General features: G+C 43.8%; 13 protein-coding genes. 9 read left to right on the top strand and 4 right to left on the bottom strand.

Annotated elements, in window-relative coordinates:
- Positions 1–5: 5 nt before the first annotated feature.
- A complete protein-coding gene (locus tag IH598_08490) occupies positions 6–1781 on the bottom strand; it encodes a T9SS type A sorting domain-containing protein (protein ID MBE0638544.1) in 1776 nt (591 codons plus the stop codon).
- Positions 1782–1923: 142 nt separating this feature from the next.
- Between IH598_08490 and IH598_08485 the strand changes: the two genes are divergently transcribed.
- A complete protein-coding gene (locus tag IH598_08485; GenBank protein ID MBE0638543.1) occupies positions 1924–2358 on the top strand; it encodes a YbaN family protein in 435 nt (144 codons plus the stop codon).
- On the opposite strand, the gene IH598_08480 is transcribed toward IH598_08485, so the two are convergent.
- Together IH598_08480 and IH598_08475 are read right to left on the bottom strand one after the other, a co-directional pair.
- A complete protein-coding gene (locus IH598_08480) occupies positions 2351–3790 on the bottom strand; it encodes a hypothetical protein (GenBank protein MBE0638542.1) in 1440 nt (479 codons plus the stop codon). The genes IH598_08485 and IH598_08480 overlap by 8 nt on opposite strands.
- A 295-nt stretch (positions 3791–4085) precedes the next feature.
- Positions 4086–5618, bottom strand: a complete 1533-nt coding sequence (locus IH598_08475) for an NAD(P)/FAD-dependent oxidoreductase (protein ID MBE0638541.1) — start codon at positions 5616–5618, stop codon at positions 4086–4088.
- 218 nt (positions 5619–5836) lie between these two features.
- Between IH598_08475 and IH598_08470 the strand changes: the two genes are divergently transcribed.
- From IH598_08470 to amrB, 4 genes are all read left to right on the top strand, one after another.
- Entirely contained in the window at positions 5837–8269 is a 2433-nt protein-coding gene (locus IH598_08470; protein MBE0638540.1) for a Smr/MutS family protein, read from the top strand.
- A 52-nt stretch (positions 8270–8321) separates the two neighbouring features.
- Positions 8322–8669: a thioredoxin fold domain-containing protein gene (locus tag IH598_08465; protein MBE0638539.1), complete on the top strand. Its 348-nt coding sequence runs from the start codon at positions 8322–8324 to the stop codon at positions 8667–8669.
- A gap of 37 nt (positions 8670–8706) precedes the next feature.
- The gene (locus IH598_08460) at positions 8707–8922 is read left to right on the top strand and encodes a hypothetical protein (GenBank protein ID MBE0638538.1); all 216 of its coding nucleotides are present in this window, start codon (positions 8707–8709) and stop codon (positions 8920–8922) included.
- Between the two features lie 308 nt (positions 8923–9230).
- Positions 9231–10706: an AmmeMemoRadiSam system protein B gene (amrB, locus tag IH598_08455; GenBank protein MBE0638537.1), complete on the top strand. Its 1476-nt coding sequence runs from the start codon at positions 9231–9233 to the stop codon at positions 10704–10706.
- Positions 10707–10837: 131 nt separating this feature from the next.
- On the opposite strand, the gene dnaE is transcribed toward amrB, so the two are convergent.
- Positions 10838–15082, bottom strand: coding sequence for a DNA polymerase III subunit alpha (dnaE, locus tag IH598_08450; protein ID MBE0638536.1), 4245 nt, complete (start codon positions 15080–15082; stop codon positions 10838–10840).
- Between the two features lie 407 nt (positions 15083–15489).
- Between dnaE and IH598_08445 the strand changes: the two genes are divergently transcribed.
- From IH598_08445 to IH598_08430, 4 genes are all read left to right on the top strand, one after another.
- On the top strand, positions 15490–17406 hold the full coding sequence (locus IH598_08445; protein MBE0638535.1) for a T9SS type A sorting domain-containing protein: 1917 nt from the start codon (positions 15490–15492) through the stop codon (positions 17404–17406).
- A gap of 152 nt (positions 17407–17558) precedes the next feature.
- Positions 17559–19496, top strand: a complete 1938-nt coding sequence (locus tag IH598_08440; GenBank protein ID MBE0638534.1) for a T9SS type A sorting domain-containing protein — start codon at positions 17559–17561, stop codon at positions 19494–19496.
- A 123-nt stretch (positions 19497–19619) separates the two neighbouring features.
- Positions 19620–21551, top strand: a complete 1932-nt coding sequence (locus IH598_08435) for a T9SS type A sorting domain-containing protein (GenBank protein ID MBE0638533.1) — start codon at positions 19620–19622, stop codon at positions 21549–21551.
- Between the two features lie 237 nt (positions 21552–21788).
- On the top strand, positions 21789–23696 hold the full coding sequence (locus IH598_08430) for a T9SS type A sorting domain-containing protein (protein ID MBE0638532.1): 1908 nt from the start codon (positions 21789–21791) through the stop codon (positions 23694–23696).
- The last annotated feature ends 130 nt before the right edge of the window (positions 23697–23826 follow it).

Raw genomic sequence — 23826 nt, 5'->3', positions numbered from 1 at the left:
ATGCGCTAATTTGATACTTTGCTTTTCACCCATTTCCCATTAAGCGAATTGCCATTATTCATCTGAATTTTATAAAAATACAACCCGGGAGGAAGGGCAGAAACATTCAAAGTAACTGGTGGATTTTCAATGTCAAGAACTGTTTGCCCAAGGCTATTCATCAGCACAAATTGCTTAACCGGCTGAATGGTATTGATCATCAGGATTTGATTTCCCGGGTTTGGGTAAACCGCTGCATCAAATGAAACTGGTTTTTTGGATACTGCTGTTGGCTCTCCAATAATGATGAAAGGAGCATCGATAACGGAGGACATTTCTTCAATACCATCACTGACAGTAAGTTTTAGATAACACTCATCAGAGCCGTAGTTTGGAACCGTCCATTGGTATTTGCCATTATTGGGAAGATTATCGGCCACAAGCCACCAGGGTCCGGTAGGTCCGAAAATAGAAATTTCGACCTTAACTGACGAAGAATCCCCGTTTGGAATCGCAGATGCCCATCGAATAAACCGGACCGATCCGGGATAAAAATTTTCATTTCCTTTCGGGTAAAGTGATCTTATCCAGACGTTTTCGGGTGTGTCATTTTCGGCATAAACATAGAGGTAGTTTTTGTAGTTGATCCATGTTCCTTCCTGGGTAAGAAGCACAATATCGCCATGCCCGTTTTTATTCAAATCACCGCCAACCCTGAAGGCTTTGGCAGAGCCGGGTGTATTGTCGGTCTGAAAAGTTGCATCTGCGATCCAGTTGCCTACGCCATTCCCTAACCACAGTTGGAAAGTTCGTCCGCCATAAGCCATCACATCCATAAATCCATCGGCATTCATATCGTAAAGCTGGGCAAGATCGTAACTTCCTGCAGTCGGTAAATTACCGGAATAATCAGTCCAGATGTTGTCATCATTGTCCCACTCAAAAACTTTAATACCGCCACCACTGGTAACATAGGCAAACCCGCTGCCGCCATTATTATTTACATCGCCCACTGCAATCCCGTATCTTGGCGAAAATTCTCCCACAGCAGGTAGTCCGGTATCGTTTTTTACAAAACTTCCGGAACCGTCTCCAAAATAAGCTGTTCCCTGCGCGTGACCGGCAATAATATCCATAAAACCATCATTGTTGATGTCGCAAAATTGAACAAGTTGATCAGAATTGTTTCCAAGAAATCCGAAACTGGGAATCCAGGCGCCATTGGCCTGATTGATGTAAACGTGCATTCCCGCTCCTGAACCGAACGAAATGCTGACCAGGTCGAGGAAGCCATCGTTATTTACATCCCCAAAATCAGTCCCGAACATGCCCCATGTTTCGCCGTTTGTAGCCAATCCAACATCCCAGGGTGTCCAACCCTGACCGGTACCATCGCCCAAAGCTACTTCGATCAGTTGATCACCAAAGCTGGTAGTGGAATAATTATGGTGCATTCCAAACCCAATATCTTTGAAGCCGTCGTTATTCACATCACCGGCTACAATGCCGCCATAGCCGAAATAGCCGGTCATAAAGTTCTGAAAACTGCCGTCACCCTGGTTGAACCATATCAACAGTCCTTCCTGGGTAGAGCCGATGTTTGGATTTCCGTGATCGCCAATGGAAATAATATCAACATGCCCGTCCTCATTGATGTCGCAGAAATGGAAATCGCTGCGGCCTCCCTCAAAAGTTGGAACATTAAATCCTGAGGTAACACGGCTATAGGACAGAATTTGAGGTTGCGCCGAAATGGTCAGAAAAAGAAACCCCAATACCATTACAGAAATTTTGTTTTCCATTAAACCTTGATTTTAATTTACCACGAAGACGCTATGGCTCTGAATATAACTCTTTGTTTCTTTGTGTCCTAGAGACCTGATTTTTTTTGCCAAAAATAAATAAAATCGAATGATCATTATTTGTTTTTAATTTGCCGCCAATATGATTTTTTGCAGAGATAAAAATAAGCGCATCGAAAATCTTCGGACTGATGAAATCGACCGGATAAATCCGTTCAAAAAAGCACTGCTGGTTACTGGTGGTGTTGTTTCTCTGGCACTCGGGCTGATCGGGATACCTGTTCCAATGCTGCCCACCACACCGTTTCTGCTTTTATCAGCTTATCTTTTTGCCCGAAGTTCACAGCGGCTTTACAAGTGGCTGATTTATCACCGTTATTTTGGAAAATATATCAGGGATTACCGCGAAAAAAGAGGTGTGCCGATGAAAGTAAAAATCGGGTCTATAGCCCTTCTTTGGGCTACGATTTTATTTTCTGCTTTTTGGGTAGTCGATCTTGTATGGGTCAGGTTGCTGCTGATCGTGGTTGCAATAGGTGTAACATCGCATATCCTGTGCCTGAAGACCATCAGGTAGGTTTTTCTGATTCATTGACCAAAAACCCGTAGTTTCTAAGTTCGTCCTTTAACGCGGGCAATCGTGGCGAAATGTTGACATAATAATTAATGAGCGTTTTTATCTCTTCGTCTTTCCCGGGGATCTCAGTTCCAAGTTTTAAAAATCCCACCAATCTGCTGTATCCATCACGGTTGCGATGATGCTTGAATGAATGTGCTGCATTGCTTTCGATAATAGCAAGACAATCATCGGGGAAGTGTTTCATAATTGGAGGAAGTAAGTCGTTGAGCTGATCAGCAGCCTGCTTTGATTTAGCCATCAGAAGAATATCGTCCCAGGCTTCTTCTTTGGTCAGAATTCCCAGTTTAAATTCAAAATCCGGATGCTCTTTCGCAAAAGCAATCCCTTCGTTGCGCGAGATGTATTTTCTTGCCTGCTCGTAAATAGATATGGAGCATTCAAATCCTGCCCTTGCAAGCTGATAACTGCAAAAGAGCGGACTTCCCTCTTTCATCTTGCCGGCTAAATAATCCGCCAAAACCAATCCATGATGTTTGAAGGCAATCATGGCCATATGCTCAAAATCTTCTGGGATTCGGTTGTAATAATAATCGAGCAGTTCTTTGGCCAGGTCAAAATCATCCGGGAAAATAGTCTCGGCAAAGTTGAGCCAAATTTGCTCATCACCTGTTTTTGTAGTGAGCAGATCTGCAAGTTTTGGGATAATCTGAAGCGGTATGGAATTTTCATCCAGACTGGCTATCAACGACTTGGCCAGTTCCGGAGTCTTTACCAGTGTGTCATAAAATTGAGGCAGGTGCTTTAGAAGGCCAATACTATGATTTTTGGCAAACTGAAAGAGACTCTCAGAAATGGTTAAAATATCGGAATCTTCAGCTGGTAAATCTTCAAAACCATCTTTAATCAGTTTATCAAGTTCTTTTTCAATCCATTCGATAAATACAAGATTGGGAGGATCGCCCAAATTAAGGTGTGGATCATGAATCCTGGCTTCCAGCGCTCCAGCCATCATTCCTGCAATCATTGCCAAACCCTGGTAATGATAGCCTGAACTGATTTCGGTCATGATGTCCATACGCCAGGCTTCGAAATAATCGAATGCTAAACTTTTTGCAACTTCCTTTTTTACTTCATGGTCATCAAGATATTCTCCAGGTTCACTACGCCATTTTTCAAGGCTAAGGTGCTCAAAATCGAGCTCTTCAAGACCCTCCTTAAAGGCTTCGTATGCCTGCTGTAATTCGTCTTCGAATGAAATCACGTTCAACTCTCGTCTTACATGGTTGGTGCCGGGGTCGAAACTCTTTACAAATTCTTCAAACCGCATGAGCAATCTGTCATTACTATGCATCAGTTCAAAAAGGAAATCATCCTTTGCTGCTGTTTTTACAGACCGGATAAACTCCCGCTTCTCAAGTATCGTTTTCATTATTTATGATCAATTGAAAATACTAAAATAATCATGCCCCAAAAGTATGATTTTATTTTAAAAAAAGCATCAAAATATTTTAATTTTTGATGAATACGGAATTTTTCCAACTGAATAAGATATGGCCAAATGTCCATAAAAATGAAAGCCTGTGATGACTCCAACTAAGAAGAAGCTCCTATATTCAGTAATCTATTGCTGAATAAAATTTTTAATTTTGAGTAAAATCGTGAGGAATAAACCGTCGGAAAGCGTTAATGATTCATTATTGACGGAATTAATAAGCAACGAGTAACTATCCATTGGTCAAATCAATCCCCAGTTTCACGCCATCAACCGCTGAACTGGTGATGCCGCCAGCATATCCGCTGCCTTCGCCAACAATAAAGATATTGTCGAAGCCCTCACACCGGCGATGCTCATTACGGATAACCTGAACGGGTGAAGATGTTTTACTTTCCAGCCCCATCATCAGGCCGGACTCAAAACCTTTGATCTTTCTGGAAAAATCAGTCATACCCTCTCTGAGGCTACGGGTGATCGCTACCGGGAAAAGATCTTCAAAATTGTACGGAAAAACCTCGAAAGGGTAACTGTTTGATGGAATTGATGAGGAAATTTTTTGTCCAAGAAAGTCTGCTATCCTTTGCCCTGGGATTTTGTATGAGCCGGTGAGGTCGAACACTCTTTTTTCAAGATTTTCGAGCCATGCAAGTGCTTCAACAAAACCAACGTCCTTTCCCAATATTTTGTTCAGGTCAATACCTGCAACAATGGCTGAGTTGGCAAAGGTCGAGTTGCGCGCGTAATCGGAAACGCCGTTCACAATGTTCTGCATGTCAGCGGGGGCTGAGGGGATGACTTTACCTCCCGGGCACATGCAGAATGAGTACACAGGAAGCCCCGAAGAAGCAGTATGCGTAAGTTTATATTCGGCGGCTTTCAGCCCCGGAAGCGTTGCTGTATTCCACTGTGAAGTGTTGATCAACTCCTGTGGATGTTCAACCCTGACTCCTATGGCAAAAGGCTTTGAGCGGAAAAGGATTCCATGTTGATGCAACATGCGGTACGTTTTATAAGATGAATGTCCGGGCGCCAGAATGAGCATGTCGCAAAGGATTTCATCGTTTCCCGCAACAACGGCCCGGCATTTTTTATCCTTGATAACAAGGCATGAAACTTCAGTTTCAAACAGCATTTTACCACCGAGGCTTTCAAACTGTTTCCGAAGGTTGGGGATGACTATCCGGAGTCTATCGCTACCGATGTGTGGTTTGGCCAGGTAACGGATTTCCTCCGGTGCACCTGCATGGGCATAACTATCAAAAATAAATTGCTTTTCGATGGCAATTCCTTTGGTTCTGGAGGTCAGTTTCCCATCGGAAAAAGTTCCGGCGCCACCCTCGCCATGACAATAATTTGAATTGTCTTTAAATTCACCTCCCGATTCAAAGGAGATGATGTCCTGATACCGCTGTCCTACCTTCGGTCCCTTTTCTAAAATGGTCACCTTAAATCCAGCCTTTTGCAAGACGAAACCTGCAAAAAAACCTGCCGGTCCGCTGCCAACAATAATCACCTTCCGATCGCGCTTCCGATAAGGAATAACCAACCCCGGATCGCTATTGTAGCTTTCCCCATTAATCTCTTTCGACATCACTCTGACCCTAAGCACCCAATAAACATCAGGTTTATGACGTGCATCAAGGCTTTGAAGCAGAATTTCGTAGTTGAACTGCTTTACATGCAGTTTTTTGCTGATGACTTTGCGCAAATCCTGCGCAGTAAACTTTGTCGGCAGCTTGATCTCAATTTCTTTGTACTGCAATTGATCTTGAATATTTGGTTGATAAATGTTTGGTTTAAAGAGATCTCCGGTAGATGTATAACAGGAACAATTCCAGGAGGTCGCTGTGATTATTTCAGCCTTTTTAAAAAGTTATGAATCCGGGCAAAGATGATAAATTTTTGCGCATTGATAAACCGATTTTGATAGGTCTGCAGCCGCCGTTCTTTCATTTTCCTAATTTTGCCAAAAAAATTAACGTGATATTCCCACACAATTTTGAAGAGAAAATAGGTTTTGATCAAATCCGCCATTTGCTCAAAGATCACTGTGTAAGTGAGATGGGGAGGGAATATGCCGATAAAATGAGATTTGATGCCAATTTCAGCCAGATTGAGCGGAAAGTCGGACAAGCTGCCGAATTCCTCAGAATCCTTAAATATGAAAATCCTTTCCCTGCGCAGAATTACTTCAACCTTGTCCCTGAATTGCATCGTATCAAGCTCCCCGGCACTTATATTTTTCAGGAACAGTTATTCGATTTGAAAAGCTCGCTTGAAACCCTGAATGAGGTCCTTACTTACCTTAAATCACTCAACATCGAAAATTATCCATTATTAAGAGCCGTCACCGGTGATCTGGCTGTTGATCGTGATATCATGCGTGCAATAGGGCGGATTATTGATGAAAAAGGGAACATAAAAGACACGGCTTCGGAGAAGTTACGCGAAATCAGGAAAAGGCTGATAAAACTTACCGGAGAAATTGATAAAGCAGTAAGGCAGGTTTTGTTGCAGGCCCGCAAAAGCGGATGGATCAACCCCAACGACGAAGTGACGATCAGGAACGGCAGGTTGGTGATTCCTGTACCGGCTTCCAACAAGCGCAGGATCAGGGGTTTTATACACGACGAGTCATCTACCGGCCAAACGGTATTCATTGAACCTGCTGAAGCACTCGAAGCCAATAACGAAATTCTCGAATTGCAAAATGCAGAAAAAAGGGAGATTATCCGCATTTTGACTGCATTTACCGATAAAATCAGAGACCAACTGGATGTTTTGATTGAGTGTTACCACTTTCTCGGCCTTGTTGATTTTATAAGGGCAAAAGCAGCGATGGCCATTAAAATAAACGCTGTGAAGCCGCTCATGAACGAAACAACGCTGATCCAATGGCAACAGGCCATTCACCCGTTACTTTTCCTGGTTCATCAAAAACAAAAAAAAAGTGTAGAGCCACTGGATATTTCACTTGATTCTGATGACCGCATCCTGGTGATCTCAGGGCCAAATGCCGGTGGTAAATCAGTTTGTCTCAAAACGGTCGGCCTTCTGCAATATATGCTCCAGTGCGGGCTGTTGATCCCAGTGAACGAAAACTCTGAAACCGGCATTTTCAAAGATATTTTCATTGACATTGGCGATGAACAATCCATCGAGGATGACCTAAGTACTTACACTTCTCATCTGCGAAACATGAAACATTTGTCTCTAAAAGCCGGCAAACAGAGTCTTTTCCTGATCGACGAGTTTGGAACAGGAACGGAGCCACAACTTGGAGGCGCCATTGCTGAAGCAGTCCTCGAACATTTGAACCAGAAAGAAGCCTTTGGCGTAGTGACGACACACTACGGAAACCTCAAACAACTGGCAGGAAGAACACCGGGACTGATCAACGGCGCCATGCTTTTCGATACGCGGGAAATGAGACCGTTATTCAGACTCCAGATTGGGAATCCGGGAAGTTCGTTTGCTTTCGAAATTGCAAAAAAAACCGGTTTCCCCTGGTACATTCTTCGAAATGCCGAGAAAAAAGTGGGAAAAGCCCAGATCAGGTTTGACCAGCAGTTGCAACAGCTGGAACTGGAAAAGAAAGAACTCATCGAAAAGCAGCGAAAACTGACTGACACAGAAAGAAAGCTGGAAGAACTCACCATGAAATATGATCAACTGATCATTAAAGTACAGGACTCAAAAGACAAAGTGCTCAGGGATGCCAAATCAGAGGCTGTGAGGATCATCGAAGAAAGCAACAGGCTGGTCGAAAACACCATTAGGGAGATCAGGGAGGCGCAGGCCGAAAAAGAGAAAACAAAACAACTGCGTGAGAAAATGAAAACTGAAGCTACTCATATCGTGGCAACCTTCAAATCTAACCCGGAAATAAAACAGCCTCAAGCCAAACCAAAGCCTAATATCGACAAGCCCGTGCAAGCCGAAACAAAAATTTTTGTTGGAAACCGGGTGCGCATCCCACCGCAGGAAACAGTGGGCGAGGTGATGGAGATTTCAGGCAATGACGTAGTGGTGAGTTTTGGAAGCATCAAAATGCGTGTACCGGCGTCGAAGGTCGTAAATGTGGGTGAGGAAGAGTATTACCAAAAGGTGATGATCCGCAGGAGCAGCCAGAATCATATTATGAGCGACATCAATTCGAGGATGGCTAACTTCAGTCTGACATTGGATGTTAGGGGTATGCGCGGTGAGGAAGCAGCATCAGACCTGAATAAGTACATTGATGAAGCCATGCTGCTCAATGTGAAAGAGGTAAAAATCATACATGGCAAGGGCGATGGCATATTGCGCAAGATCGTCCGTGAAAACCTCAGAGCAATCACCGAAGTTGTACTGTTCGAAGACGAGCATGTTGAACGAGGCGGAAGTGGCGCAACAATAGTGAGACTAAAGTGATTTATTTTCACTCGAAAAGAAAACATCTTCCCGACAATATTGTTACTTGAACATGACAAGCAGTAAAATGATCGCCTTAAACTTCACAAATTTTAATTCCTTTCTGGAGTCTAAAACCGTTCTGGTGGACTTCTGGGCTGAATGGTGTCATCCATGTAAACCGCAGCACCGGATGCTCGAGGAATTAAGCATCCAGTATGACTATCTTTTGAATTTTGCTTCTGTTAATGTTGATGACAATAAAGTAATTGCCGCAACTCACGGAGTAAGAAATCTTCCCACGCTGATTCTCTTTGTAAATGGAAAAGAAGTTCGCCGCTTCATTGGATTGCAGAACAAAGAACAACTTATAATTCAACTCGAAAAACAACTTGCCAACGACAAAATCAACAATGACTGATCAAACATCGAATAAAAACAGCCGGTTAAATTCCGGGATTTTCAAATATATTCCGCTCTCCACCCTGATTGGCATTCTATCCGGAGCAATAGGGGGTTACATTTATTATACCCAGGTGGTTTGCACCACAGGCGGGTGCCCCCTTACTTCCAATCCTTACCTGACCATTTTATGGGGAGCATTGGTCGGCTACCTGATCTCGGACATGTTCAAAAAAAGAAAACCTGCTGAAACCGGCGAAGGGAGCAAGTAAAACCCATTGGTTTCAGGTTTGTGGATCTTTGAATTAAATCCCTAAACTGGATAAACCAGAAAAGTTTCACGCAAACACCGCTAAGCTAAAACACGCAAACACCGCAAAGTTGCAATTCTTTGCGTGCTTTGAATAACCAAGCTTTGCGAACTTTGCGCGAAATATTCTGCCAAAAAAACAAGAAATTGGAAAATAAAATACTAAAAGTTTCTCCACCACTTTCATTAACAAAAGTAAGTTTTTCTTCCCCAAAAATGAGTACATTTGCTCTCAGGGTAAAAATTTCTTTATCCCCTGATTGAAACGTTATGTTAAATAAATTTTTTTCGGGAAAAGAAGGCAACTCCTCTGATGATTCAGGATTCACTGACAGGCAGCCATGTGTCGCCGGACAGTTTTATCCTGGCAATGCTGGCGAACTTAATGCTGAGCTAAAAAAAATGTTTGCCCTTGCCTTACCACGAAAGCAGGGAAAGATTCTGGCGCTGGTTTCACCTCATGCCGGTTATGTGTTTTCAGGCCAGGTTGCAGCTACAGCTTATAATCAAATAGAACCCGGAGCGAAATATGACCGGATCTTTTTAATTGGCTCCAGCCACAGGACATGGTTTGATGGCGCTTCTGTTTACAACCAGGGTGATTATGTCACTCCACTCGGCAAGGTCAGGGTTGATCTTGAACTGGCCAACCAATTCATCAAAACCTCTGATGTGTTTGAGTTTCGACCTGAAGCCCACACCAAAGAGCATGGCCTCGAAGTGCAGTTGCCGTTTTTACAATACCACCTGGAATCCGATTTCCGGATTGTTCCAATTATCATTGCAACCCAGTCAATAGCCACCATTCAAAAGATTTCTGAAACACTGAAACCGTTTTTTAACCCAGGAAATCTTTTTGTAATCAGCAGCGATTTTTCACATTACCCCGCGTATGAACAAGCCATGGAGGTCGATAGGATGACCGCAGAAGCTATTGCCTTAAACTCCGCTGAAAATTTTCTTGAAACCATCAAAAAGATCGAAAGCAGGAATATTCACGGCCTCTCGACAGCTATGTGCGGATGGTCATCTATGCTGACTTTGCTGTACATTACAGAGCATAATTCTTCCATTGTGATAAAACCGATTGATTACAAAAATTCCGGTGATTCCCGCTATGGTAGTATGGATCACGTGGTGGGGTACTGGGCCATGGCGGTTTATGAAAATGAAAAGCTGAGCAATACCGAAATTCTATTCTCAGATGAGGACAAAAACAGCCTGATCTCATTCGCCATGAATGCAATTAAAAGCAAGGTTGGCGTTACTGAAATTTTACAAATTGAGCCAAAAAATCTTTCAAAAGCCCTGTTAGCTGAACTAGGGGTTTTTGTTTCAGTGTATGTTGATGGAGCGTTGCGTGGATGCATTGGGCGTTTTGACGGTAAAGAACCGCTTTTTAAATTAGTGGAAGAGATGGCTGTTTCTGCTGCCACCGGCGATTCCAGATTTCATCCGGTCACAATGGATGAACTTGACCAACTGGCAATAGAACTTTCGGTGTTAACACCTTTAGAAAAAATTGATTCCATTGGTAAAATTGAACCAGGGAAGCACGGTATTTACATCAAAAAAGGCTTCAATAGCGGAACTTTTTTACCCCAGGTGGCTGCCAAAAACAACTGGAGCCGCGAGGAATTTCTGGGTCATTGTGCACGCGACAAAGCTCATATTGGATGGGATGGATGGAAAAATGCCGAGATTTATATTTACGAAGCCATTGTTTTCGGAAGTGAATTTTCTTAATTAGTACCTGCCAGAAAACGCTTCATGTTGAAAATCAAATTCAGGGGGTTTTCTGGCAGGTCTTATTAGTGATTGCGAAAAAACACCCTGAAAGTGAATTTTAACATCAGGGGGATTTTTGTTGACCCGAATTATTTCTCCAACACATAATCCACATCGCTTGTTTTCGCTATCCACTTCAGGAAGGTTGCGGGGCTCACACTTATCGCCCCATTGTTGAAGTTCAACCGCAATTTTTCAGCAGCATCTATCACCTGAAAATGAAGCTTGCAATTTCCTTTATGTTTTCCGGCCTGGTCGAAAATGCTGTCAACCAGATCAGGGTTGAGATCTTCAATATTGATCAGAAGTTTAATGTTTTTTACACGTTTCTCGATAACATCCTGAAGTAGCTGGAGGTCAATGATTCTTAATTCGAATTCATCATCGGCTTTGTATCTCTTTTGGATTTGTGCAGAGATGAGCAGGAAGAACCCGTCCATCAGGTAGTTTTTATATTTGAGATAATCTTCCGAAAAGAGCCTGATTTCGTATGTGCTGTCAAAATCCTCGATCGTGAACAGTCCCCAGGGTTTACCTTCCTTGGTTACCCGGTGAGAGGTGGATATCACCATACCGCCAAAGGCGAGTGCCCTGCCAGAATACTTTTGCAGGTTTTCTTTAAAATCGGCAATGGTACAATTCGTAAAATGCTTCATCTCCAGTTTATAATCATCCAGTGGATGGCCGGTGATGTAAAAGCCGGTGACCTCTTTTTCATTTTTTAGCTGCTCGATGTTTGACCAGGGCTTAGACTCGGGCAACTTTGGATCTTCGATCGTGATTTCTGTCATTTCGCCAAAAAGGGACACCTGGGGGGAATTTTTCTGTTCCTGGAACTTCTGGGCGTAGCGGATCAGTTTCTCGATAAAAATCGAATCTTCGGTATTGTCGCGATGAAACAGTTGTGCACGGTGCAGGTTTTCGAACGAGTCGAAGGCGCCGGCCATAGCGAGCGCCTCAAAACTACGTTTGTTTACCACCTTAAGGTTAATGCGCTGTGCGAAATCGAAAATGCTGCTGAAAGGTCCATTCGCGTTGCGTTCGTCGATGATGGCCTCGGCTACTGATGTGCCCATGCCCTTTATGGCGCCCATTCCGAAACGGATGTCGCCTCTTTTATTGACGATAAATTTTAAATCCGACTCATTCACATCCGGCTTCAACACATTGATACCCATCTGCTTGACTTCATCAATGAAAAAAGTAATCTTGGTGATGTCGCTCAGGTTGCGGCTAAGCACAGCTGCCATGAACTCAGCCGGGTAGTTGGCTTTAAGATAGGCCATGCGGTAAGAGAGGTAAGCATAGCAGGTGGCGTGGGATTTATTGAATGCATAATTGGCAAATTTCAGCCAGTCATCCCAGATTTTCTTCAGCTTATCAGGATTATGATTGTTGCTTTTGGCGCCGGTCATAAATTTGGGTTTCAAATCCTTCAGCATTTTTTCGATTTTCTTCCCCATGGCTTTCCTCAGGTTATCGGCATCACCACCGCTAAAGTTAGCCAGTACCTGCGAAAGCTTCATCACCTGTTCCTGGTAAATGGTGATCCCGTAAGTCTCTTTCAAAATATCTTCCATTTCCGGAATGTCGTATTCCACCTTTTCTTTACCATGCTTCCGGGCGATGTAGTTTGGGATATACTCCATAGGTCCCGGACGGTATAGGGCATTCATGGCAATCAGGTCTTCAAACCGGTTGGGCTTGAGTTTGCGCAGGTTTTTCTTCATTCCGTCCGACTCAAACTGAAAAATGGCTGTTGTGTCGCCCCGGCTGTAAAGGTTGTATGTCGCCTCATCATCGTGTGGTATAGCGTCGATATCGATATCAATTCCGCGGGATTTTTTGATGAGTTCCACCGCATCTTTGATGATCGAAAGGGTTTTTAATCCGAGGAAATCCATTTTCAGCATACCGGCTTTTTCTGCATGAATGCCGTCGAACTGGGTAACCAGCAGGTCAGTATCTTTTGCAATACTCACCGGGATGTGTTCCGTCAGGTCGTCTTTACTGATGATGATTCCGCACGCATGTGTACCTATGTTTCTCACTGTTCCTTCGAGTTTTTCGGCAACGTTGAGTGTATTTTTAATCAAAGGATTGGCTGAATTCTTTTCCTGGCCAAGTTCTTTAACAAGTTTATAAGCATCCGGGAAGGTTACCCCGGGTTTTGCAGGAATCATTTTTGAAAGACGGTTGGCTTCGTGCAACGGAAGTTGCTTTACCCTGGCTACATCACGAATAGCCATCTTTGGCGCCATTTTTCCGAAAGTGATAATGTGCGCTACGCGCTGATGACCGTATTTATCAGCTACCCATTTTAAAATCCTGTCTCTGCCATCTTCATCAAAATCGATATCAATATCGGGCAGTGAAATACGATCGGGATTGAGAAAGCGCTCGAATAATAATCCATATTCCAGGGGGTCTATGTTGGTAATGCGCAGGCAATAGGCCACGACAGAACCGGCAGCAGAACCTCGTCCCGGCCCAACCCAGACACCCATTTTTCTCGCTTCACGAAGGAGATCCTCAACTATGAGAAAATAGTCCGGATAGCCCATTTTTTTTATCGTTACTAACTCGTATTCTATCCTTTCTCTGATGTCACCGGTAATGTCGTGATATAACTCTCCGGCGCCACGGTAAGTGATGTGTCGGAGGTAGTCGTTAGGATCATCAAAACCTTCGGGAAGGGTAAAGTGCGGCATCATGGCGTCGCGGCTTAGTTTGTAAGTTTCCACCTTATCCACGATTTCCTGTGTGTTGCTCAACGCTTCGGGATGATCGGCAAAGAGTGTAAGCATCTCTTCTTTGGTCTTAAGGTAAAATTCATCATTGGGAAAGCCATACCGCCTGCCACGCCCCCAGCCTTTCGGAGTTGACTGGTATTCGCCATTTTTAATGCATAAAAGGCTGTCATGCAGGTCAGCATCTTCTTTTTCGATGTAGTACACATTGTTGGCTGCCACAATTTTTACATCATGTTTCCTTGCCAACTGCAGTAAAACCGCATTTGCACGGTCTTCTTCTGGCAGGTTGTGCCGGTTGATCTGTACATAAAAATCATCCCCGAATTGCTCTTTCCACCATAGGAAAGCTTCTTCAGCCTGGTGCTCGCCTACATTAAGGATCAGGTCATTGATTTCGGAGTAAATCCCTCCTGACAATGCAATCAGGTCATCCTTATACTTTACAAGCAACGCTTTGTCGATTCTCGGGCGCTCGTCGTAATATCCTTCAATCCAGCCCATCGAAGACAACTTCGAGAGATTTCTGTAACCGTTCAGGTTCTTTGCAAGCAGCACCTGGTTGGTACGACGATCGGGGTTATCCTTGGTAAACTTGAGTTTCGTATGATCTTCAACCATAAAAAACTCACAACCAATGATCGGTTTGATCCCTTTTTCAATGGCTTCCATATTAAACCCAAAAGCCCCGAAGAGATTCCCATGATCGGTCAATGCAAGGGCATGCATCCCGAATGAAATGGCTTTTGCAATCAAGTTTTCAGGTGCAGGTGTGGCTTCAAGTACCGAAAAATGGGAATGGACATGCAAATGGGTAAAATGTTGCACATCAGTACCTTTACTACTATCCTGATTTATCCCTGAATCCTGCTTCGACTGCTCAATTTTGGCCAATTCCTCACTCAGGCGCCTGTTGCTTTCAGATTGCTGGGCGAAAGGTTGTATCTCTCCGGGGTTTTTTGATTTGAACGCACTGATGATTTCCACATCAATTTTGAGTTGTTTTTGGGCAATGACCCCAATCCGGATCAACTCGAGAAAGCACCGGGCTGTGGCAGCAACATCGGCAGACGCATTATGCGCTTCTGAAAACTTCTCATTAAACAATTTCTGGTACAGTTCCTCCAATGTCGGGTATTTCAATCCCCCACCCCGACCACCCGAAAGTGCACAATATTGCACCGATTCATGCATTGAATCCACAATATTTTTACCTTCGAAGGGATTGGCGCGTCCATTGCGCAGAAATTCAGAACCGGCAATGTTCAGGTCAAATTCGATGTTGTGGCCGGCAATGTGCGAGCATTTTTGAACTGCCTCTTCAAATTTTCCAAGGACTTCATCTAAAGGAGTGCCACGCTCCATGGCCATTTGCGTCGAAATGCCGTGAATCTTCTCCGCATTAAAAGGAATCGTAAACCCGTCGGGACGGATGATAAAATTCACGGTTTCAATCAGAATTCCTTCAAAATCATGAATTTGCCAGGCTAGTTGTACCATCCGGGGCCAGTTCAGGAAATCGGTTAATGGTGCTTTATGATCACGGGGAAGGCCGGTGGTTTCGGTATCGAAGATTAAATACATTGTCGCAAAATGGTTTGATCAATATGAAAATTAAACTGAGGGCAAAATTAGGCAAAACCAAACGGTCGGGCTGTGTTTGTTAATAAGTTTAATAAATACTAAATTATTGATATTATGTGGTTTAAGAACAAATGTAAATAAAAGACACTGTAGTAAGAAGCCTTAAAGAGGACGGATGCCTGGGCTGAAACAGAGAATTGAGCACGATAAATTAATGATTGATTTTTTAAATCCGATAACTTAATGTTTCTAACCTTTTACTTGATTGACACATGGTTTGACCAAAAAATGAAACTATTTTTGTGCTAAGTAGAAATTTTATGCTGTTCAATTGGCCTTACAATTTTTCTTTATCTTTGCCCAAATTTGAAAAATCAGTATTTTAATCATTAAAATTCAAAGATGTCATGAAGAAAATTTTACTTTTAGCATTTACAGTTTGCTTTGCACTAATGAGTGTTGCACAGCAAAAACGAGTACCTTTCTCAAAAGAGGTGGCCAACAAATCAGTAGAGAGAAAATATTCGCAGTTAAAGGAACCATTGGTACCCATTGTGAATTTCAACTTTGCCACTGCTCCATCATTGAAGGATGCTTCGCTGGCAGGGGTGGAAACCGAACTCATGGAAACAGCGTATGACCTTCAAACAAACTCTTCTATCGGTAATCGTTTTTGGGTTTGGGAAGATGGAACTATGGCTGCAACTGCTACCAGGGGTATGATTTCATCCAACTGGAGTGACAGAGGTACAGGTTACAACTATTTCGACGGATCCACATGGGGTCCCAAACCTACAGCCAGAATTGAGAATGTGGCTACCGGATGGCCAAGCATAGCTCCCTGGGGACCAAACGGAGAAATGGTAGTGGCTCACACTATGGGTGCTCCTTACATCCTAACGATTTACAAGCGTGAAAATAAAGGTGTTGATGCATGGGAGCGCGTTAATTACCCCGGACCTGGCGGTACCGTTGAACCAACCTGGCCTCGTTTGGCCACAACTGGCGAAAACAACGAGATCATTCACCTTTTTTATAGTTCATACAATCTTTATCAGGGACAGGACAATGCATTGCTTTACTCTCGCTCGGAAGACGGCGGTGTAACATGGTTTCCTGAAGATGAGATTTTACCCGGATTAGGATCTGACAGTTACACTGATATCAGGGCAGATGCTTATGTGCTTGCATCAAAAGGCAATACTGTTGCCATGCTTTACACCGATGCTTTTGCCGATATGTTCATACTAAAATCCACTGATAATGGAGAAAATTGGGAAAAAATTATGATCTGGGAGCATCCCTATCCATTTTTTGACTTTAACACCACCCTCATGCCCGACACCTTGTATGCCGTTGACTATTCAGGAAATCTTGCCATCGACGACAATGGAATGGTTCACATTGTATTCGGTCTTGGACGTGTTGCACGTCTGGCAGCTGCCCCGCCTGCACCGGGGAGCTATTCCTACTGGCCTTTTACCGATGGTATCGGTTACTGGAACGAAAGTATGGGACAAATTCCTGATGCTCCAAATGTTCACCACACCATGATGCCAGAGTACCTTGAATCGTTGGGAATGTTGATTGGCTGGACCCAGGATGTAAATAACAGCGGTCTTGTTTTTGACTATGAAGGTACTGCTGAAACACCTTTCGCAGTTTACCGTTCGCTGGGAATTTCTACCATGCCTTCCATTGCTATTCATGGCAATATGATCGCATTGGCTTATTCGTCAACAACCGAAACATTTATCACTGCAGATGGAATGTACAACTACAAGCATATTTGGACCAGATTTTCTTACGACCTCGGTCAGACCTGGGGTGGATTTACTGATCTTCAGACCGGTAATATTTTTCATTTGTATGATGAATGCCTGTGGCCGCTTGTAGCAGCAAATACAACTGAAGATGGAGTCTTCCATCTGATCTATAATGCTGACAACTCACCCGGATTGTACCTGATCGATGACGATATGCAAGTTGAACCATTGATTAACCTGATCATTCACAATAAGATGGATTACACCATCGGGATTGACGAACCTCAGGCAGATGCGAGGGCACTCACAGTTTCTCAAAGCTATCCCAACCCAACCAGTGGGGTAACTGACATCATTGTTGAAGTGACAAATCCGGCTACTGTAAGTGTGGAAGTTTTTAACATGACCGGCCAAAAAGTATTTGAACTACCTGCAAAATCAGTGAATGCCGGTAGCCACAATCTGAGGTTTGATGCTTCAGGGCTTACTTCAGGTGTATATTTTTACTCCGTTTCAAATGGCAGCGAGACCATTACCAGGAAGATGATTGTTAAATAAGAGTATAGAACATGGGCTTCCGGTATCTTCTGGAAGCCCATGTTCAAACTCAATATATTGAGTTTTGGTCATAAAAACATTGAATGTTATTTGATTTTTCTATTTTTGCCGACGTAATCAACATTATAAATCTAATTTAAACATTAAAAACTATGAAAAAAGCATTACTAATTGTTTTCGCGATGAGCATTGTTTTGATCGGGTTTGCACAGCAACGTGCTGTTCCTGCATCAAACGAGTTAATTAACAAGTCAGTAACCAGGTTCTACAATGTACCTGTTGATCCGGTTCCGCCGATGGTCAATTCGACCTATACCACCCCTGGTCTGATGAAAGATGCCAGGCTGCTTGGCGATGAAACAGAAATTATCGAAACGGTGTATGATCTGCAGTCTAACACCACTGTTGGTAACAGGTTTGTTGTATGGGAAGACGGAACAATGGCGGCTGTTTGTACACGCGGCGTTGAGAACCCAACAGGCTTTGCTTTCCCTGACAGGGGAACAGGTTACAACTATTTCAATGGCTCAACCTGGGGACCAAAACCCACAGCAAGAGTTGAAACTACCAGAACAGGCTGGCCTTCCATTGCAAAATGGGGCGCTGATGGTGAAATTATTTGCGGTCACGTTTCAGGTACTGCACCTATGGTGATTTCAAGCCGTGCTACAAAAGGTACCGGTGCATGGACACAGACAACTTATAATGGTCCTGCCGGAACTGCTATTCCTCAATATTTATGGCCAAGAATGGCTACCTCAGGACCAAATAACGAGTACGTACATCTGTTCGGTCTGACTGCACCATCAGCCAATGGCGGAACACCATGGTTAGGTCAGGATGGCTGCATGTTGTACAACCGTTCAACCGATGGTGGCGCAACCTGGGACATCCAGCACGTGAATCTTGAAGGAATGGGCGCCGATTTTTACCTTGATATCAGTGCTGATGATTATGTTTTAGCATCAAAAGGTAACACGGTTGCTTTGTTATTGACCAGCGCATGGATTGACATGTTTGTAATGAAATCAACGGATAACGGTGAAACATGGGATAAAATCATGATCTGGGAACATCCTTATCCTTTCTTTGATATGCAAACTACCTTGATGGATGATACACTTTATGCTGTTGATAATTCAGGTAATCTTGCCATTGACGACAATGGTATGGTTCACGTAGTATTCGGAATCGGCCGGGTTGCACGTCTTGCAGCTGCTCCTCCGGATCCAGGTTCATACAGCTACTGGCCTTATACTGATGGTATTGGTTACTGGAACGAAAGCATGGGACAAATTCCTGAAAATGATAATCCGCATAAAACCATGATGCCGGAATACCTTGAAACACTTGGTATGTTGATTGGCTGGACACAGGACGTAAACAACAGCGGTTTCATTTTTGACTATGAAGGAACCGGCGATCCGCAATTTGCCACTTACCGTTCATTGGGTATTTCCACAATGCCAACTCTTGCAATCAACGGTAACATGATGGCACTGGCCTATGCTTCAACCACCGAAACTTTTGTAACCGCCGACGGAACCCAGAACTACAAACATATCTGGGCTCGCTTCTCCTATGACATGGGACAAACATGGGGTGATTTCCAAAACATTGTGGGTGATAATATTTTCCACCTCTATGATGAGTGTATTTACCCGGTGATGGCTGCAAATACCAACCCGGATGGCGCATTCCAGCTGATTTATCAGGCTGACAACATTCCTGGTCTCTATCTTGACGAAGATCATGATCCTGTAATCAACCGGGTAATCCACAATTCGATGAGCTTCACTGTTGGTATCGAAAACCCAACACAGCAAGTTTCATCAGTCAATGTTTCACAGAGTGTTCCAAACCCAACTACCGGAACTACAAGCGTTTCAGTTGAACTCGCTCAGCCTTCAACAGTTGGTTTTGAAGTATTCAATATGACCGGACAAAAAGTGTATGAAATTCAGGCAAGAAACATGAATGCCGGCATCAACGAAATTACTTTCGATGCTTCTCAATTCACTTCAGGCGTTTATTTTTACACAGTTAATGCCGGTGGCGAAAAAGTTACCCGCAAAATGATTGTGAAGTAATTGAACTCCACAAAATAAAAAAAAGGCTTCTGCAATGCAGAGGCCTTTTTTGCTTTATGAACATCATTTCTTTTTTGTATTTTCGCACCTCAAATTATTTACTAACCATTTAAACATTTTACTATGAAGCATTTATTCTTATCGTTAATTGTTTTAGGATTCCTCTTTGCAGGTTATTCCCAAAGCCGGATACCTGCCGACAAGGAACTGACCAAAATGTCGCTAACCAGGAAATTTGATGTTCCTGCCGACATCCCTCCCCCAATGCTCAATCCCATTTACATTGCTCCCGGAAAAATGAAGGACGCAAGACTTCTTGGCGATGAAACCGAGATTATCGAAACAGTTTTTGACCTGCAGAGCAATTCAAGCCTTGCCAACCGGTTCCTGGTTTGGGAAGATGGCACTATGGCTGCTACCTGCATTCGCGGCGTGGAAAACCCTACCAACAATGCATTTCCTGACAGGGGAACAGGTTACAACTATTTTGATGGGATTTCATGGGGGCCAAAACCCACCGCTCGTATTGAAACAGTAAGAACCGGCTGGCCATCCATTGCCCCACTTGGTCCAAATGGTGAAATCGTGGTGGCACACGTTTCGGGAACAGCGCCAATGATTGTTAATTACCGCGCAACAAAGGGAACCGGCGCATGGACTCAAACTGAATTTGCTCCTGCTCCGGCCGGATCTACCGGATTGCTTTGGCCAAGAGTGGTCACCAGCGGCCCCGACAACAACATTGTGCATGTATTTGTAATGACGGCACCCAGTGGTAACGGCGGCACCCCTTACCTGGGACAGGATGGCGCTTTGCTTTATTACCGCTCATCTGACGCCGGCCAAACCTGGGATATCCAGGCTGAACTGATTGACGGCCTCGGATCAGACTTTTATACCAGTTTCAGTTCCGACAACTACGCATTGGCCTCAAAAGGAGATATGGTGGTGATGCTGCATGGAAGCGCCTGGTCGGATATGTTTATTCTCAAATCAATGGATAACGGAGAAACCTGGGAAAAAACCATTATTTGGGAACATCCCTACCCATTTTTTGATTTCAACACCACGCTGATGGACGATACGCTTTATGCCTGCGATAACTCAGCAAACATGGCCATTGACAACAACGGGATGGTGCACGTAGTTTGGGGTGTTGGCCGTGTTGCAAGGCTTGCTGCGGCGCCCCCCGATCCGGGTTTCTATTCTTACTGGCCTTACACTGATGGCATTGGTTACTGGAACGAAAGTATGGGTCAAATCCCCGAAGCCGATAATCCACACCACACCATGATGCCCGAAAATCTTGAAGAATTGGGAATGTTGATCGGGTGGACACAGGATGTGAACAACAGCGGATTTATCTTCGATTTTGAAGGAACGGCCGAAACGCCTTTCAATGTGTACCGGTCGCTTGGAATCTCCTGCATGCCAACTATTGCCATCTACGACAACTATATTGCGCTTGTTTATTCATCCGTCACGGAAACATTCGTCACTGCCGACGGTACCATGAACTACAAGCACCTCTGGCTGAGACAATCCTATGATCTGGGACAAACCTGGGGTGATTTTCTTGACATGAATGCCGACAATATCTTCCATTTATACGATGAGTGTATTTATCCGGTACTGGCTGATAAACCCGATCCAGGTGGGTCATTTAATCTGATTTACAATGCTGATAACATTCCGGGGATCTATGCTTTCGACGGAGATCATGACCCGGTGATTAACCGGATTATTCATAACCGTTTATGGTGGCTTGTTGGGATTGATTCCCCTGAGCAAAACAACAGCATATCGGTAGCTCAGAATTATCCCAACCCGGCAACAGGAATCACTCAAATCAATGTTATTCTAGATAAACCTGCTTTAGTTGGCCTCGAAATTATAAACGCAACCGGTCAGAAGGTGGTGGATATTCCTGCCATAAACCTGCAGCAAGGCAGCCACAATCTGAGCTTTGATGCATCAGTACTGAAACCCGGCGTATATTTCTACACCGTTACAACCGGCAGCGAAAAGGTTTCGAAGAAGATGGTTGTGAAGTAAATACTTACACTTCCTGACAGTAAAAGAGGCTGTCTCAAAAGTCTGGATTTAACCCGAACCGTTGAAAATCAGGAGTACCCCGTCCCTAAAGGGAGCCTGATTTTCAACGTTTTCACTTTAGGGATCAAGGGTCAAAAAACGTTGAAAATCCAAATGAAAGACTTTTGAGACAGCCTTTAATATTTTTGTACTTTTGTCTTCACAATCATTTTTATCAATCACCAAAAACTTACCAACATGAAAAAAGTTTTTATTCTTCTTTTGACCATCGGATTCCTTTCATCTGGTTTCGCCCAGGAGCGGGCAACAGTTGTGAATGGACTCAGTAAGATTGCTGTAATCAGGCAACATACGGTCCCATCAGACCTGACTTACCCCATGACAAACCACAACTATACAACTCCCGGTGTAATAAAAGATGGGAGATTACTTGGCGATGAAACAGAAATCATCGAAACGGTGTACGATTTACAATCTAATGCAAATCTTTCCAACCGGTTCTGGGTATGGGAAGATGGCACGATGGCTGCAACCTGTACCCGTGGAGTTGAAAATCCGACAGGATTTGCTTTTCCTGACAGAGGCACAGGATACAACTATTTTGATGGAACTGCATGGGGCCCCAAACCTACCGCAAGGATTGAGACCAAAAGAACAGGATGGCCAAATATTGCGCCATGGGGTGAGACCGGTGAAATAGTGGTATCTCATAACTTCAATGTTGAGATTGTTTTAAACCACCGCGAAAATAAAGGGACAGGACCATGGCAGCAATTTATATATTCCGGCCCGGGTGGTGGATTGCAGCCGGCATGGCCACGTGTAGTAACAAGCGGTCCGGACAATAATTACCTGAATATGTTCTATAACACAAATTCGGTATACCAGGGGCAAACAACCGCAATTCTCTATTCGCGCTATTCAAAAGACACCCAAACCTGGGACATCCAGGATGAAGTGCTTGAAGGGGTGGGATCAGACTATTATTTGCAAATCAATGCTGATGATTATGTGATGGCTTCAAAAGGAAATATTGTTGTACTGCTTGGGTCAAGTGCATGGTTCGACCTTTTTATGATGAAATCGACTGATATGGGTGAAACATGGGAAAAGACAATCATCTGGGAACACCCCTACCCTTTCTTCGATTTCAATACGACCCTGATGCCGGATACGCTTTATTCAGTTGATAATTCAGCCAATCTGGCTATTGATGACAACGGTATGGTTCACGTAGTTTGGGGGATTGGTCGTGTAGCTCGTCTGGCCGCAGCCCCTCCCGATCCGGGTTTTTACTCTTACTGGCCATACACTGACGGAATCGGTTACTGGAACGAAAGTATGGGGCAAATTCCCGAAGCCGACAACCCACATCACACCATGATGCCCGAATACCTTGAAAGCCTCGGCATGTTGATCGGCTGGACCCAGGACGTGAACAACAGCGGTTTCATTTTTGACTTTGAGGGCACGGCAGAAACACCCTTTGGAGTTTATCGTTCCCTGGGTATTTCCACCATGCCAACCATTGCTATTCATGATGGTATGATAGCGCTTGCTTATGCCTCAACAACCGAGACATATGTAACCGCTGATGGCTTGTACAATTACAAACACATCTGGACAAGGTTTTCCTACGACTTAGGACAAACCTGGGGTACATTCTTTGATCTTCAGGCAGGAAATATTTTCCACCTTTACGATGAGTGTATTTACCCTGTTTTGGCGCCAAATACTTCCCCGGAAGGCGCCTTCCAGTTGATCTACCAGGCCGATAATATCCCCGGTCTTTTCCTTGACGAAGATCATGATCCGGTGATCAACAGGGTGATCCACAATTCAATGGAATTCACTGTTGGTGTCAATGATCCGAAACCGGTTGAAACTGCACTTTCTGTTTCACAAAGCTACCCCAACCCAACGGGCGGCAATACTCAGGTAACTGTCGAAATTACACAACCTAACCTTGTTGGAATTGAAGTGTTTAATCTAACCGGACAGAAAGTGTTGACAATTCCTGCAAAATCATTACAACCCGGTAGTCATTTCTTGTCATTTGACGCTTCAGGACTTAACTCCGGAGTTTATTTCTACACTGTAACAGCAGGCAATGAGACAGCCACCCGCAAAATGATTGTTAAATAGTGTCAGCAGGAAAACACCATTTGTTGAAAATCAAATACAGGATGTTTTTCTACTGACACTAAATTATCCTTCGGAAAAGTAATTCCCAAAAAAGCTTCTGCTTTCGCAGGGGCTTTTTTTGCTCTTTATC

The sequence above is a fragment of the Bacteroidales bacterium genome (genome assembly GCA_014860585.1).
Lineage (GTDB): Bacteria > Bacteroidota > Bacteroidia > Bacteroidales > 4484-276 > RZYY01.
Note: the sequence above shows the minus strand (reverse complement) of the source record. Positions and strands in the feature narration are given on the sequence as shown.

What these genes read in the sequence shown, in the direction of transcription:
- IH598_08480 (MBE0638542.1), bottom strand. Translation starts at nt 3,790, where the DNA reads ATGAAAACGATACTTGAGAAGCGGGAGTTTATCCGGTCTGTAAAAACA.
- IH598_08490 (MBE0638544.1), bottom strand. Translation starts at nt 1,781, where the DNA reads ATGGAAAACAAAATTTCTGTAATGGTATTGGGGTTTCTTTTTCTGACC.
- IH598_08445 (MBE0638535.1), top strand. Translation starts at nt 15,490, where the DNA reads ATGAAGAAAATTTTACTTTTAGCATTTACAGTTTGCTTTGCACTAATG.
- amrB (MBE0638537.1), top strand. Translation starts at nt 9,231, where the DNA reads ATGTTAAATAAATTTTTTTCGGGAAAAGAAGGCAACTCCTCTGATGAT.
- IH598_08435 (MBE0638533.1), top strand. Translation starts at nt 19,620, where the DNA reads ATGAAGCATTTATTCTTATCGTTAATTGTTTTAGGATTCCTCTTTGCA.
- IH598_08440 (MBE0638534.1), top strand. Translation starts at nt 17,559, where the DNA reads ATGAAAAAAGCATTACTAATTGTTTTCGCGATGAGCATTGTTTTGATC.
- IH598_08485 (MBE0638543.1), top strand. Translation starts at nt 1,924, where the DNA reads ATGATTTTTTGCAGAGATAAAAATAAGCGCATCGAAAATCTTCGGACT.
- IH598_08465 (MBE0638539.1), top strand. Translation starts at nt 8,322, where the DNA reads ATGACAAGCAGTAAAATGATCGCCTTAAACTTCACAAATTTTAATTCC.
- dnaE (MBE0638536.1), bottom strand. Translation starts at nt 15,082, where the DNA reads ATGTATTTAATCTTCGATACCGAAACCACCGGCCTTCCCCGTGATCAT.
- IH598_08430 (MBE0638532.1), top strand. Translation starts at nt 21,789, where the DNA reads ATGAAAAAAGTTTTTATTCTTCTTTTGACCATCGGATTCCTTTCATCT.